This window comes from Syntrophales bacterium, assembly GCA_030655775.1.
Taxonomy (GTDB): Bacteria; Desulfobacterota; Syntrophia; order Syntrophales; family JADFWA01; genus JAUSPI01.
This window is the reverse complement of sequence record JAUSPI010000066.1, coordinates 1-15,886: the sequence shown is the minus strand read 5'-3', so window position 1 is coordinate 15,886 and position 15,886 is coordinate 1. Positions and strand designations below refer to the sequence as shown.

11 protein-coding genes are annotated in these 15,886 nt (G+C 45.1%); 7 read left to right on the top strand and 4 right to left on the bottom strand.

What is annotated here, in order from left to right; genetic code table 11:
* Positions 1-21: 21 nt before the first annotated feature.
* The 4 genes from glgP to Q7J27_03310 form a co-directional block, all read right to left on the bottom strand.
* A complete protein-coding gene (gene glgP, locus Q7J27_03325) occupies positions 22-4,293 on the bottom strand; it encodes an alpha-glucan family phosphorylase (protein ID MDO9528169.1) in 4,272 nt (1,423 codons plus the stop codon).
* Between the two features lie 433 nt (positions 4,294-4,726).
* Entirely contained in the window at positions 4,727-5,056 is a 330-nt protein-coding gene (locus tag Q7J27_03320; protein ID MDO9528168.1) for a glycosyltransferase family 4 protein, read from the bottom strand.
* 18 nt (positions 5,057-5,074) lie between these two features.
* A complete protein-coding gene (locus tag Q7J27_03315) occupies positions 5,075-5,524 on the bottom strand; it encodes a glycogen/starch synthase (protein ID MDO9528167.1) in 450 nt (149 codons plus the stop codon).
* Positions 5,521-7,479 carry an amylo-alpha-1,6-glucosidase gene (locus tag Q7J27_03310; GenBank protein MDO9528166.1) on the bottom strand — a complete coding sequence of 653 codons (1,959 nt, stop codon included), beginning with the start codon at positions 7,477-7,479 and terminating at the stop codon, positions 5,521-5,523. The genes Q7J27_03315 and Q7J27_03310 overlap by 4 nt, the downstream gene beginning before the upstream one ends.
* Before the next feature lie 225 nt (positions 7,480-7,704).
* On the opposite strand from Q7J27_03310, the gene Q7J27_03305 reads away from it, so the two are divergent.
* The 7 genes from Q7J27_03305 (at position 7,705) to Q7J27_03275 (ending at position 15,264) form a co-directional block, all read left to right on the top strand.
* Positions 7,705-9,717, top strand: coding sequence for an alpha amylase C-terminal domain-containing protein (locus Q7J27_03305; protein ID MDO9528165.1), 2,013 nt, complete (start codon positions 7,705-7,707; stop codon positions 9,715-9,717).
* Between the two features lie 56 nt (positions 9,718-9,773).
* Entirely contained in the window at positions 9,774-10,793 is a 1,020-nt protein-coding gene (locus Q7J27_03300) for an ethylbenzene dehydrogenase-related protein (protein ID MDO9528164.1), read from the top strand.
* Positions 10,794-10,825: 32 nt separating this feature from the next.
* Positions 10,826-13,273, top strand: coding sequence for a heavy metal translocating P-type ATPase (locus Q7J27_03295; GenBank protein ID MDO9528163.1), 2,448 nt, complete (start codon positions 10,826-10,828; stop codon positions 13,271-13,273).
* Between the two features lie 88 nt (positions 13,274-13,361).
* A complete protein-coding gene (gene rdgC, locus Q7J27_03290; protein MDO9528162.1) occupies positions 13,362-13,961 on the top strand; it encodes a recombination-associated protein RdgC in 600 nt (199 codons plus the stop codon).
* Positions 13,962-13,981: 20 nt separating this feature from the next.
* Positions 13,982-14,500, top strand: coding sequence for a hypothetical protein (locus Q7J27_03285; protein ID MDO9528161.1), 519 nt, complete (start codon positions 13,982-13,984; stop codon positions 14,498-14,500).
* 257 nt (positions 14,501-14,757) lie between these two features.
* Positions 14,758-14,976, top strand: a complete 219-nt coding sequence (locus Q7J27_03280) for a hypothetical protein (GenBank protein MDO9528160.1) — start codon at positions 14,758-14,760, stop codon at positions 14,974-14,976.
* A 6-nt stretch (positions 14,977-14,982) separates the two neighbouring features.
* Positions 14,983-15,264 carry a type II toxin-antitoxin system RelE/ParE family toxin gene (locus tag Q7J27_03275; GenBank protein ID MDO9528159.1) on the top strand — a complete coding sequence of 94 codons (282 nt, stop codon included), beginning with the start codon at positions 14,983-14,985 and terminating at the stop codon, positions 15,262-15,264.
* Positions 15,265-15,886: the final 622 nt, after the last annotated feature.

Sequence of the window (15,886 nt, the reverse complement as noted above, 5' to 3'; positions counted from 1 at the left end):
AAGAAAAATTCCTTCTCAAACCTAACCCCAGTGGACCAACCCAAGTTCATGATAACGAAGTAGATCAGGGTGACTTGGCATGGCTCGGATACCGTATACGAACTTTCCTGACTTTGTGGCCTTATGTTTTCCGGAATAAATTACAACCCCTTCTTCCTCGAGGGTTTTGTCTTTGTCCATGATTATGACAGATTGGTTTTTTAAGCGCTCTTTCCCTTCATCGGGTTCCGCGACAACAAGTTCCATCTGGATTTCATTTTCAGCAAGTTTTCCTAGCTCTACCCCGACCTGTAATTTAAATTCATCTCCTATATTGAGAGAATCACCCCGGAACCCCTTCGTTTTAAACCACTTTATATGTACGGTTGAAAATCTGGAAGCAATCTTCAGTTTCCAATCTGCCAGTGCCCGTGCCCTTTCATAATTATTAGACGAGAGGATAGCGGCTCTTCTTGACGCAGGCAGATACATCTTTTCATAGTATTCTCGAAGCATCCTGTGTGTATTAAACCGCGGCACAAGGGTACTTATGGATTCTTTCATAATATAGACCCACTTTTCAGGTATTCCTTCACTTGATCGATTATAATATGAGGGGATCACGGAATTTTCCAGAGTGTCATAGAGGTTCTGGCTGTCAACGAGGTTCTGGGTTTCCAGGTTCGCATATTCCCTGCCTTCGCCGATCGACCACCCGTTGGTGCCGGTAAATCCTTCGTCCCACCATCCATCCAGGATGCTGAAGTTTAATCCGCCATTAACAACGACTTTCATCCCGCTTGTACCGCTGGCTTCCTGAGGACGTATCGGATTATTGAGCCACACATCGACACCTTGAACGAGGTGTCGGGCAATTTCCATGTCATAGTTTTCTACAAAGAAAATCTTGTCCATAAAACTTTCGTCCAAGGTATATGAATAGATATTTTTAATGATCTTTTTGCCTTCCTCATCGTTGGGGTGGGCCTTTCCTCCAAATATGATCTGAACAGGCCGGTCCGGATCGTCCAGGATTTGTGATAGTCTTTCCGGATCTGAAAACATGAGATGTCCCCTCTTATACGTTGCAAAACGCCTTCCGAAACCAATTATCATGGCATTTGGACTCAGGCTTTCTATCTTTTTCTCGATTAACTTGGGCGTCAGTCCCTGCCTTTCCATGTCTCGAGCCATTCTGCTCTTCAGAAAATCGATCATGTTGGCTTTAATATCCATATGTTTTTGCCATAGTAGCGCGTCCGGTATTTCACTGACCTTATCCCAGTTACTTATATCGAAATTCTCTGCATACCAGTCAATTCCGATATAGGTTTCATACAGTGCTCTTAACTCAGGGGCAATCCATGACTGGATATGAACCCCATTCGTTATATGGGTTATCGGAATTTCATCTTCACCAAATCCCGACCATACCTTTCTCCAGTGTTTTCTTGAAATTTCGCCATGGAGTTTACTGACTGCGTTTGATACGCAACAGAGCTTGAGAGCCAGAACAGACATAAAGAAGGGTTTGTCCTCTCCTGGTTCATAATGTCCGAGTTCCCAGAGTGTGTTCCATGATATGCCGAGATCTTTGATATAATCTGAAAAATAATGCTTCATCAGGGATTGTTCAAACCTTTCGTTTGCAGCCTCCACGGGACTGTGTGTGGTAAAAACAGAACCGGTTTTAACGACTACCCGGGCCTCGTTGAAGCTCAAACCTTCCTTTTGTATCAACTGTCTTATGCGTTCAAGTAGCAGAAACGCACTATGTCCTTCGTTGAGATGAAAAATTGAGGGTTTTATGTCGAGGGCTTCTAAGAGGCGCACACCGCCTATGCCGAGCATGATTTCTTGCTCTATTCGAAGACGCTGGTCGGCACCGTATAGACGTGACGTTATCTCCATATCCTGATTGTTGTTTTCAGGTACGGCCGTATCAAGTAGATACAGCTTAACCCGCCCCACATCTATTTCCCATGCTTGGGCATAGAGTTTTCTGCCGGGCAGGGTGACGCTAATCCTCAACGGTTCCCCCTTTTCCCGGTCTAACACACGAACAGGCATGCGGGAGAAGTCATTCTCCGGGTAGTGTTCTGCTTGATTCCCTTCCTTATCGATTGTCTGGGAAAAATAACCGTTTTTGTACAGCAGCCCAACACCAATGAGGGGAACATTAAGATCGCTTGCCGATTTCAGATGGTCACCTGACAGGATGCCCAGTCCCCCTGAATAAATAGGCAGGCTTTCATGAAACCCGTATTCCGTTGAAAAATAGGCAATGGGGGTTTCTTTTGTCAAAGACGGATCCACTTCTGCTGCGGGATATTTGTCTTTTAAGGAATCTTCAAAAGACTCCAACACTCGGTTATAAAGCCTCAGGTAAGATTCGTTGACTGCAAGTTCTTCTAAACGTTCATAACTGACTCTTTCCAGAAGCTCTAATGGATTATTTGAAACCTCTGCCCATAATTTCGGATTAAGCTTGGCAAACAGTTCCTGAGCTTCCGGATTCCACGTCCACCAGAGATTATACGCGATGTCCCTCAACCGATTGATACTTTCGGGCATTTCTGCAATGACACTGAAGCTCTTAAATCTTGGCTGGATGGAATCCGTACCGGTATGAACGAGTTCACGGGTGTAAGCACTGGTGTCCATTGAATATCTGCGATGCGAGGCCATCTTTGCCGCTGTAGAATATGCCTTTAAATAAAAGGGATAGAATTCATTCCAGTCGGCTCTTTCCGCAATCTTCCTTGCCTGTCTCTTCTGATCATTAATCTCCTCTTTGGACCATTTGAGATGTTGTAAAATATTTTTTGTCAGGCAATCGACGATCTCTTCATAGGATTTGTTGTAATACTCTAAAATAATAACACCTTTGTTGGAATAGTCTGGTAAGTTCTTAACCCAGAGCCCAAATCCCGCGAGATCCGTCGTTATAGTCGGAACACTGTACGCTATACTCTCAAGAGGCGTATATCCCCACGGTTCGTAGTATGACGGGAAAACGCCGAGGTCGCATCCGCTCAATACATCGTAATAGGGCATGTTCAGCAAGCCATCATACCCATCCAGATAAACAGGCATAAATATGATGTTTACGTTGTCTTCCGCAGCATTTAAGAGATTAAGACTATTACATTTATTCCAGATAGGGTCGTGCTGGGGATATTGCAATTGATGGGTGCATATCCTGCTAAAGCCTCCTCGCTGAATTTCCTTTCCCTTTAATATCTGCTGCGTTTCGTTGGAAATACCAAAATGTCCGCCTACGACACTGAAAAGCGCGACGATCTGTTCCTTGCAGGTTTCTTCTTTTAAGATATGATTTATACTGTTGAGAGACTCCAGAAACAGGTCTATGCCTTTGTTGCGGAATTCATATCTACCCGATATAATCAATACCTGTGTCGTTTCCGAATCCAGATCCTTTTGTAGAAATTTGGATGCAAAGTTTAATAATGCCTCACGGTGTTTACCGATTCCCTCCGGTTGTTTGGTAATATCCGGGATATCGTCTATATTGATACCGTTCGGTAAAATGACCTGCGGAGCCCGCTGGAGAAAATGGGAAGCTTCCCTTGCTGTGATTTCACTAACTGTCGTGAAGCAATCACACTCTCTGGCTGAAACGGTTTCCAGTGAATGTTTGGCGGTAACATTCATTTTTGTTGCCATTTCATTAGGTGATATATCTTCTAAGTTCGTGTAAATATCAGTTCCGTGTCCGGCAAGGGCTCTTCCCAGCATAGTGGCATGGGAAGTAAATACCGTAGCTATTTCCGGGACATGTTTTTTTATATAAAGCATGCCCGCCGTACTCATCCACTCATGGAACTGGGCAACTGCCACTTCATTTTCATTTACAATTTTTTCATAAAGAACTTCAATCACTTCTCCGCAGGCAGTGCTGAACAGGACAGGTTCAATATAATCCCATTCGCCTGACATGGAATTTACTCCAAAATCCTGCCACAACTGAAAAAGGAGCTCGTCCTGTCTGTATTTATTGTTTTGATTTACCAAGATAACCCGTGGGTTGCTGCCCGTAAAATGACAGCGCCCGAACCGACATGTCAGATTCCTGTCGTGTAGTTCGCCTTTAATAGCTTCCCAGATATCTTCACTGGTTTCCTCAAATTCAGGATTGTTTCCAAAATCTGGACCGATCAAAAAGTAATTGTCTCCGAAATGCTTGACGGCATTGTTGATCTTTGTCTTCAGTACCGTATATATTCCGCCAACTTTATTACATACTTCCCAGCTGACTTCGAATAAATATTTTGCATCATTTACATGATTCATATGTTGACTCCAGAATTATGACGACTTGGTTATTAAATTTCACTGATATTGCATGAATCCTTTTTATCATTGAGAGGAAGCATTTTCCAATTATTATGGTTTCTTCAGCCTCCGGGTGAAATCCGCCAGAATATTCATGTAGTTAATATATGATTCGTACGGATCGTTGTAAGGATTAAAGTATGTTTTAATACTGACAAGTTCGTAAAGAGTCTTTTCGGGGCGAATTTAAGCATTTTGGGAAAAAGATGCTGATAGTGACCGGCGTTAAGGAAATCTAACTGTTTGAGTGCGTTAGCACGAGTTTTAGATTTTTAGCCGGGCAATAACAGCATCCCCAAAATGGTTCTGAGCGAAGAAAACTGACTTTTTACGAACGCATCAATACTACCAGTATTAAACTTTTTTGTAAACATATAATAAAAATGGTCTGCTATTTGAAGTCTCCGCCATGCGTTAAGCAGTTCGGGCTATTTTGTCCTTTTTGCTCCGAGTGTATTTCCTTTATTGCATTGTAATCCGTCAATGATTTTGAGTGTGATACGGCATTATGGACAACCGATACCTTCCGTTCGGATATTCCATAATCCCGAACTATTTTTTTCCTGGTATGATGGCTCACGGCAATAATATGATCTGCTGCCTGCATACCACGTCGCTCGATGTTATAAATGTGCTGATTTCCATGAATGCCACTTCTGTCGGATTCAAGTGAATGTACGTGCAAGATAAGGGGTTTTTCCGTGGCAAGCCGTGTCTGGATTCCTGCGAGAATGGTTATTCAATCGTGGGCGTGGATGATATCATACGGCTGGTGCTGGACAGCTATGGTGCGGGCAACCTGACTGTACCGGTAGACCTCAGAAAAAATATCCGGGCCATAGTAGCCTGAAAACTCTAATAAGGGTGATCCGAAACCGCCCCCTGATTTATCCGTAACCTCCTTTAGATTTTTTCTGTACGACTCTTCAGTCATATAGGGCATCAAAAGGGAATCGATAGCCTCGATTTTGAGGTCTTTGATTCTGCCGGCTTCACCATTATTGAATTGAAAATCTGTGCTGTCTATAAATTGAACATGAGATGTTTTATGGTATTTTCCCCTACCGGGCATAACAAACGCAATTTCGACTTCGTGTCCTGTCAGCCCTTCCGTCAATCCCAAACTGGCCGTCCCCAGTCCGCCGCCGATATGAGGTGGAAATTCCCATCCAAACATCAATACTTTCATAATATTAAGTTACACAACCGTATGATTTCTGCGGCACTCCATGCCTGGGCAATGCAGCCACATGGATCATGAGGGTAGTCTCCGCTGAATATCTCGGAGATATGACCCAGGCCTGCGTCAAGAAGATGTTCTTCCATGTTTTTCAGTATATTTTTAAGCTGTTTCTTTGCAACGCTTCTATTTTCCGAAGATTTCAATAATGCTTCACCGTAGTGGCCTGACAGCCATGGCCAGACGGTTCCCTGATGATATGAAGAATCCCGCTGTTCCGGGGAACCGCTATACGTTCCGCGATACCGTGAATCAAAGGGTGATAGCGTACGAAGACCATAAGGTGTGAGAAGCTCTTCAGTAACCTTTTTAACGACCATCAGCATTTTGTGTTTACTTAACGTACTGTAAGGCAGGGAGGCGGCAAATACCTGGTTTGGCCTAACAGATTCATCCCGTGTTTCGGTATCAGGCATATATAAATCTGCGAGGCAATTTTTATTTTCGATCCAGAAACAGCGAATGAAAGAATCGCTTATCTTCTGTATTGCTCTATTAATGTCAAACTCTACTTTAATGTCAAACTCTTCGGAAAGTTCGCGTGTGAAGCAGAGGGCATTGAACCACAGGGCATTGATTTCCACAGGGCAACCATTTCTCGGTGTTACCGGAATACCATGTGCCATCGCATCCATCCAGGTTAATTGGGTGAGATGGGTTCCTGCTCTTAGTAGACCATTATCTAACAGGCTGATGTGTTCCGGTGTGCCGTGGTAGTAGTTTGTAATAATATCGATTAAGACAGGCCAAAAAGATCTTTTTACGAAACCCAGGTCACCGGTTTTTTTTAAATATTCCTGAACACACCAGAAATACCATAGAGACGCATCCGCAGAGTTATAGGATCTGTGTTCGTCTTTTTCAGACAGACAGTTGGGAATAAGGCCATCCTTCCTGAGTTCGGCAATATTCTGAAGTATCTCTACCCCTTCTTCGATTCTACCAGTATAGAAGGTAAGACCGGGGAGGCTAATCAGCGTGTCTCTTCCCCATTCGTAAAACCAGTGGTATCCGGCGACTACAGACGACCTGCCTTTCCGGTTCTTTATAATAAAGTGCCGGGCTGAGGAATTAAGCTTTTTTTCAAGATCACTCTTCCTGCCGGTCTTTTTTCCGGGCTTTTTTCTTCTGCCTGATTCCTTTTTCCAGAGACTGGCGATTCCGTTATGAGTTTTATTTAACGATACACAGAGTATGATCTCTTTTTCATGAGACATGCTGCATTCTAATTTGCCGGGCATGAACAGGTCTTCCTGGTAAGGGAACCCCCTGTCTCTTTCTTCCAGGTACTCGAAATTTTTATACCATTGCAAAGATGGATGAAACCGGCTTTTCTCATTCATCTGAAAGTAGATATCCGGCATACCCTCGTAAGGGGAGATAGAAAAACCATTTTCAAGGCTGTATGTGTCGGATCTGAGAAAATCGTTTTCACCTGTAAGCTCATGGATGCCCCTGTAAGCCAGGAGCGGTTTTAATCTCAGCAGAACGGGAAACGGCGCATTTTCAAAATAGTATCTGATAAGAAGTGTATTTTTACCATGGACGAGCATCAATTCTTTATGAAGGATAATTTCCCCTATTCGGTAGGTGAACCGGGGGCACAGGTCTTGCGTGAACTGTTCCAGATGCTGATGATCACGGGGGAAAACCTCCATAGGATATTTATGGACCGACAGGAAAAACTCCTTTCCATAGACAATGACAGAATCTTCCAGTTTTGACAGAAGAACAAATCTTCCCCCGGGGATGTCAAGGTTTGAAACCAGTAATCCATGGTATTTTCGGGAATGACAGTTTGAAATGGTACTGGAGGCGTAACCACCGAGGCCATTGGTATCAAGCCATTCATTTTTTGATAAGGTGTTAATATCAGGATATTTGTTAAAATCCACTCTGATCATCGCACAAGGTATCCTTTAGCTGCCCCGCCCTCTGGGCGGGATGATTTATTTAAGCTTATAAAAAAGTTTGCTAACTCATAACAAAAATAAACAGTAAACGAAACTAAAAACTTGTTTGATAATCAATATACAGATGGCGGTTATTGTGGTAGAAATAACAGAACAGAAAACAGGATTTCAGATAGTGTATTGAAGAAATAATACAGATAGAGACCTTTTAAAGCAATGATAAATGATCAGGTTCAGAGTCTTATAAAAAAAGATCCCTTATTGAAGCCTTATGAAAAAATCCTGAGGCGACGTATATTACGAACCATAGAGAGAAAAAAACAACTGACTCCGGCAGAAGAAAGTTTATCTGATTTTGCTTTCGGTCACGAATACTTCGGCCTGCATTTCCGGGGAAACGAATGGATTTTTCGAGAATGGGCGCCCAACGCCACCGCTGTTTTTCTTGTGGGAGATATGACCGACTGGAAGGAGAAAAAAGCATTCGCCCTGGAGCGTATCAATGAGGAGGGGGTGTGGGAAATCCGCTTGCCTGCAAAGGCATTGGGGCACGGGGATCTATATCGACTTCGTGTTCACTGGAATGCCGGAGAAGGAGACCGCATCCCGGCATATGCGAGACGAGTGATACAGGACCCCAAGACTCTGATCTTCAATGCCCAGGTCTGGCGCCCGTCTTCCCCCTATGAATGGCAGTGCGATGATTTTCGGTGTCCGTCAGGCCCCCTTTTTATCTATGAATCCCACGTGGGCATGGCTCAGGAAGAAGAGAAGGTCGGTTCCTATCAAGAATTCACCAAACAGACTCTTCCGCGTATCATTGCAAGCGGCTATAACACACTTCAGCTTATGGCAATACCGGAGCATCCCTACTACGCGTCTTTCGGCTACCATGTTTCGAGCTTTTTTGCTGCCTCGTCCCGGTTCGGAACGCCTGAAGACCTTAAGGAACTGATCGATACTGCCCATGCCGCCGGTCTCCGGGTGATCATGGATCTTATCCATTCCCATGCCGTGAATAACGAGGTAGAGGGCTTAAGTCGCTTCGACGGTACGCTTTACCAGTATTTTCATGATGGGCCGCGTGGTCTTCACGAGGCCTGGGACTCCCGGTGCTTCGACTACGGAAAGCTACAGGTTCTTCATTTTCTTCTTTCCAATTGCCGCTTTTGGCTCGACGAATACCGATTTGACGGTTTCCGTTTCGACGGTGTTACCAGTATGCTGTACCACCATCACGGTTTAGGCAAAGCCTTCACCTCTTATGATGATTATTATTATGACGACACTGTGGACGAAGACGCTCTCACCTATCTGGCCCTGGCCAATAAACTCATCCATGATGTGCGTCCCGATGCTGTTACCATCGCCGAGGACATCAGCGGTATGCCGGGACTGGCCGTCCGGCACTCTGAGGGTGGTGTCGGTTTTGACTACCGTTTGGCCATGGGGGTTCCTGACTATTGGATCCGTCTGACCAAGGATGTGCCGGATGAAAAGTGGTCCATGGGTCATCTATGGTTTGAACTGAATAACCGCAGAAGGGGCGAAAAGACTATCAGCTATACAGAATCCCATGACCAGGCTCTTGTTGGTGACCAGACACTTATCTTCCGTCTTATAGGATCGGATATGTACGATCACATGACTGTGTCGGATGAGAATCACAGGGTCAACCGGGGCATAGCCCTGCACAAGCTTATCCGTCTTATTACGCTGGCTACGGCAGATAAAGGCTATCTCAATTTTATGGGTAACGAATTTGGACACCCCGAATGGATTGATTTTCCACGAGAAGGAAACTCATGGTCATACCGCTACGCACGCCGTCAGTGGCATCTTGAAAGTGATCCTAACCTGAAATATCATTTTCTTGCACGTTTTGATAGAGACATGATTGAAATTGCCAAACTGTTCCATCTTACCGAATTTTCGCAACCTCGCCTTTTATTCGAGCACTCGGATGACAAGGTGATTGCATTCGAAAGAGGAGATCTTTTGTTTGTGTTTAATTTCCATTCCACGTGCTCCCATTTTAACTATCGTTTTGAAGCCCCCCCGGGAAAATATAAAATGATACTCGATAGTGATGCACAAAAATACGGGGGACATGGTCGTTTGAACCCGCACCAACATCATTTCACAATTCCCGACACATCTTCTGCCAGGCAGCGACATTACATCGCTCTATATCTTCCAGTACGAACCGCTCTGGTTTTGCAGCGATAATTGACCGGGAGCGCTTGGTGTAAAATTTAGAAGATTTTAAAAACAGGAGGGACATCATGAAAAAAATTACTTCAATTCTTGTTTCCGTAATGCTTGTAAGCATGGTCATCTGCTCTGCCGCTCCATGTTTCGGTCAGATGGGGGGCAGGGGAATGGGAATGATGGGCCGTCATGCCCCGTTCAATTACGATTTAATATCAAAATATATTTCCCGGGAGATATCGATGAAAACCATTGACAGCACCTGGTACTCTGTAAGCGGCATTTACGTGAGGTTGATGCCCATGGGCGTACCGGAGCTGATGGGTATTCACAACACCCTGGAACTTAAATCGGTGTACACAAATAAAAATATCTATATCTATGCCACATGGCCGGACTACACAAAAAGCGTTAACAAAAAAATGTGGGTGAAACAGGAAGATGGTTCGTGGAAGCATTCCATGGATGACGAGGACAGACTCGGCTTTATCTGGGAAATTGGCGATTCTATGATCGGCTTTTCCCAGGGCAGAGGCTGTATGGTATTATGTCACACGGATCCAAAAGATCCTTACAAAGCTATTATGTCTACCAGATATATCGGCGGTCTCGCCGATGTCTGGCACTGGAAAGCAGTCCGGACAAACCCCGTAGGCTTTGCCGATGATCAGTATTTAGACCAGGAAAAACGCAAAAATGATCCCGGGGAATCGGCATACAAAGACAACAAGAAAAAGGATGGCGCCTCTCCGGCCTTCATGTTTGCAGATGGTACGGAAGCCTCTCCGTTTTTGTTTGCCCCGGAAGCAAAGCCCTTTAACGATAGCCGCTTTAAGTCCGGCGATAGATTGCCGGCCTACGTTCTGAAAACCCCGACGGGGGACAGGGCCGATATTGAAGCATACGGCATATACAAAGATGGTTTCTGGACTGTGATATTCAAGCGTTCCCTGAACACAGGACATAATACAGACGTGCAGTTCGTTCCCGGCAAAGACTACACCTTCTCTGCCGCCATATTCGACAACGCCGGAGATCAATACCACCTTAAGACCCAGCTTCTCCGGATCTTTTTAGAAAGAGTAGCCAGATAGTTGGGTGGAGGTTGAAGCCGGAGGTACATTCCATGCCTGAACAGAAAATCATCTTTCCGGTTACCGGGATGACGTGTGCCAACTGTGCACTCAATATTGAACGGGGCGCGAAAAAGATGGAGGGTATTGATGATATAATTATGAATTTCGCATCCGGCCAGGCGACCGTCACTTTTGATTCGAAGAAACTCGGCATAAAGGATATCCTCAAGAAAATACAAAACCTTGGTTACAATGTCCCAACAGCAAAAGTCGAGTTTCCCGTTACCGGTATGACCTGTGCCAACTGCGCAATGAACATTGAAAAGGCGGTAGGCAAGAATGTGCCCGGTGTTGTTAAAGCATCGGTTAATTTTGCCACGGAGCGTTTATCGGTCGAATACGTTCCTTCGGTTTCAAGTGTTGACGATATCATCTCGGCAATCGAAAAGGCGGGCTATGGTGCCATATCACCCGATGATATCCTGGAAGAAGAGGATGCCGAGGAGGCTGCACGGAATGCTGAGATTAAGGATCAAACATACAAGTTTGCAGTTGGTGTTTTGTTTACACTCCCACTCTTTCTTCTCAGCATGGGACGTGATTTTAACCTGCTCGGTATTTGGAGCCACGCAGTATGGGTAAACTGGCTTTTTTTAGGGTTGGCCACACCTGTTCAGTTTTATACGGGATGGGATTATTATGTGGGCGGTTTCAAGAGTCTTCGAAACAGAAGCGCGAACATGGATGTCCTTGTGGCGATGGGCTCAACGGTAGCGTATGTCTATTCTCTTTTCGTTTTAGTCTTTCCGTTTCTCGGCGATCATGTATATTTTGAAACATCTGCCGTCATCATTACTCTGATCAAGCTGGGTAAACTGCTCGAAGCCCGCACAAAGGGCAAGACGGGCGGTGCAATCCGAAAACTTATAGGCCTTCAGCCGAAAACCGCGACGGTTATCCAGGATGACATTGAAAAGGAGATCCCCTTAACGGCGATCAAGGCAGGTGATATTATTATCGTCCGTCCGGGGGAGAGGGTTCCCGTTGATGGTGTCGTTCTCGAAGGAGAATCCACGGTAGACGAGTCTATGTTGACAGGTGAACCCCTGCCTGTTGATAAGGCGGTGAACGATGAAGTTGTTGGTGGAACGATAAATGGAGAGGGCCTTTTAAAGTTCAGGGCAGACCGTGTCGGAAAAGAGACCGTCTTAGCGCAGATCATACGGCTGGTTCAGGAAGCCCAAGGGAGCAAAGCCCCGATACAGGCAATTGCTGACCGGGTAGCCGCAGTGTTTGTACCGGCCGTCATCGCGATAGCTTTCATAACGTTTGCCGTGTGGTGGACTATAACGGGTGAATTTGTTCCTTCCATGATAAGGCTGGTAGCGGTTCTTGTTGTTGCCTGTCCCTGCGCGCTCGGTCTCGCAACCCCCACGGCAATAATGGCCGGAACCGGGAAAGCCGCGGAAAGAGGGATCCTGTTTAAAAACAGCGAAGCCCTTGAAATGGCAACAAAGCTCGATACAATTGTGCTGGACAAAACCGGAACCATTACAGTCGGGAAACCTTCGGTAACAAACATCGTTCTCTTTGATCCGGCTCTCAAAACTGAAGATGATTTGTTGAAACTCGCGGCGTCTGTCGAAAAAGGATCGGAACACCCCCTCGGTAAGGCAGTTGTAAATGAAGCAAAAACAAGGAACATCGACCTCTGGAAGCCGGAACACTTTAAGGCCTACAGCGGACTTGGCGTCGAGGCTCGGCTGAACGGCAATTATGTGAGACTCGGAAAACCCGAATGGTTCCGGGAACTCGGAATTGATATCGGAAAAGCGGAACGTGAAGTCGAACGCCTTCAGTCAGGAGGCAAGACTGTCATGGTTCTGACAGAAGGGGAGAAGTTGTCGGGATTGATCGCCCTATCGGACACCCTGAGACCTGAATCCAAAAAGGCTATAGAAGAGCTTCACGCTCAAAAGCTCAAGGTAATCATGCTGACGGGAGATAACCTTCAAACCGCGAAGACTATAGCTTCCGAGGTTCATATAGATGATGTCCTGGCAGAAGTGCGCCCCGAAGCAAAGTCATCCAAAGTTAAGGAACTTCAAGAAGATGGCCGCCTTGTGGGAATGGTGGGAGACGGGATTAATGACGCACCCGCCCTTGCCCAGGCAAATGTCGGTATTGCTATAGGAACAGGCACGGATGTAGCAATTGAGACGGGGGACGTAATCCTTTCGAGCGGCGATCTGACCGGCGTATCGAGGGCTATAAGGCTCAGCAGGGCAACGATGAATACGGTCAAGCAGAACCTCTTCTGGGCCTTTTTTTACAACATCGTACTCATTCCGGTTGCGGCGGGTATTTTACAGCCCTTTGAGATTTTTCCGGGCTTCTTGAGGCAGCTTCATCCGATCCTGGCGGCGTTCGCGATGGCATTCAGCAGTATTTCCGTAGTAATGAACAGCCTCCGCCTGTACCATGCCAAAGTAGGGTAGCAATACAGCTTAAAAAGTCATATAAACTTGACAAGAAAACCGCGAGTGCGATAGGTTCTCCCTTCAATCAAATGCATGGAAGGAAATTATGGGTTTAATAAAAGGAACTGTAACAGTATCAAAATATCGTGTAATCGGCAGCCTGCCGGACAATTTCAAAAACTTCATCGACAAGCAGATCAAGCGTTTTGCCTTTCGTGACCTATCGATGGGGGAAGGTGAAAAATCTGTTGGCTGGACAAGTCTTGAAAATGTTCTGGACACGAAGTTCGAATACGCAAATTATCTGATAGCCGATTATCTAATCTTCTCTCTCAGAATCGACCGTAAGGTTGTATCCCCTGCATTGCTAAAGTTAAAAGTCCTCGAAGAGGAAAGAAAGCTCATCGCGGAAAGAGGCAAGGGCAAAATTTACCGGGAAGAGCGTAACGAGATCAGGGAGAGAATGCATCTTTCCCTCATGCGTCAAACTCCGCCTGTTCCATCATTTCATGAGATCTGCTGGAATGTATCCGAGGGGTGGCTTCTGTTCGGATCGCTTTCAGAAAAGGTGAGGGAGGACTTTGAGGATCTGTTCAAGAATACCTTTAAACTAACTTTGCGGCCCTTTGTTCCATGGGATACGAAATATATGGACTCACACATGGCAGAACGTATCCTTTCCGTTAATAGCACACAACTTGTATAATCTGACCGGTAGAGGTAAAAATGAACACATCGACAGCAGACCTTTCATTCCTCGGAAGAGAATTTCTGACATGGCTCTGGTTCAAAAGCGAGGAAAGAGAGGGTACAGTAATGGTACCGGACGTGGGGGATATTGGAATTGTATTCGCCCAGAAAATGGTTCTTGCGTCCGGAGAAGGCCAATATTCAGAAACAGTGGCATGCAGTGGAATATATTCAGATCTCAAGGAGGGGAAAGCCGCCCTGCGTAAAGGCAAAAAGATAAAAGAAGCGCGGATAAAGCTCGGCATCGAATCTAATGAATGTGAATTTACATTCAAGGCAGACAGTTTTCATATTCAAACCATGAAGCTGCCAGCTACATTGAACATGAATGAGGAAGAGATGGAGAAAGAGGGGAGGATCCTTGAAAGAATTTATCTCACAGAAACCGCTCTCGGAATGATGGAAAAACTTTTTTCTTTCTTTCTCAACAAACGCCTCACTCCCAAATGGGATTCTGAAGAAGTACCCAAAATAAAAAGATGGATGCGGGAGTAGCCTGATACTATCACAAAATTCGTCAATAACTTGATTTAATGCCTGACCCGCCACTCAACCCGACCCGCGAAAGCGCTTCGCGTGGGGTTGCGGGGTGCGTCGGACGATACCCGACACCCGATCCCCGATAAAACCGTCTCCCGGTGACCTCTATATTTGCCTCTCAAAAGTGTCTTAACTAAGCCAGATATCATGTTGCAATATGCAATGAATTGTGGCATATTGCTATAGCAAGTAAATTGAGGAGGATTATTAATATGGCTACTGCAGTTAGAGTATCCGAAGATTTAGTCAGGGAGGCTAAAATATATAGTAAAATTGATAAACGATCCGTCACCGGTCAGATTGAACATTGGGCACGAATCGGTAAATGTGCAGAAGAAAACCCTGATTTAACCTATATCTTGATAAAGGAAATTTTGATCGGCCTTGTGGAACTGGAACAGGGTGAATCTTCAGAATACAGATTCGGATAATTGCTCATGAAGATCTTACAATCTCGATCCTTTGAACGAAAAGTCAAAAAATTTACAAAAGGCCAAAAAAAGAAATTAGATGAAGAGATTCAGAAAATTATAGAGAATCCTTCAGTCGGATCTGAGAAGAAAGGCGAACTTCGAGGAGTTCATGTGCATAAATTCAAGATCAAGGGGGATCTGTATCTTTTGGCCTATAGATTCTTTATCGACGGTCTAGAATTGATTATGATCGGACCACATGAAAATTACTATAGGGATCTGAAAAGCTATCTTAAAGGCAGATGATTTTAAAGTATTTGTTTCCGTTTTTTCTGTTACCTTTCCCCTTTGACCGGGAGCGCACCCGCAAGCCCCGCCTTGTAGGCGGGGTAAGGGGCGCAATATAAAACAAACATTATTCCTTACCGGGAAGCCCCGCCCTGTGGGCGGGGAGCTTCACTTTTCGTTGCTGACCAATTTAGTCACCACCGCCACCGGAACCGCCGCCACTGAGCATAGCACTGTCTTTAATTTCTGCACTGACATTTCAGGCGGAAGATATTGGGGTTTTTAAAATCACCTTTCCCCTATTTCATCTACGAATTGTTAGAATTACCGCATCGCTCAAAATGTTTATTTCCATTTGAATCTGCGAATGTGCAATTTTCTCAGCTGGAGAATAAAGCAATTCCCGGCTTCGTTTGCTAATCTACAAACTTTAATTAATGGCAAAATGTCACCATTAAACCTTCATATCTACAATAAAAAAAAGCGAAAAACCCAATACTGTAGATTCCTGCCCAAACCTGCCACCCATTCCTGAACAAAACTGCCACTGATTCCTGGTGAAACCTGCCACCCATTCCTGAGGAAAGTTTACCACTTTTCAGGTCATTTCAGGAATGCAAAAAATAAAGTTTAATCATCC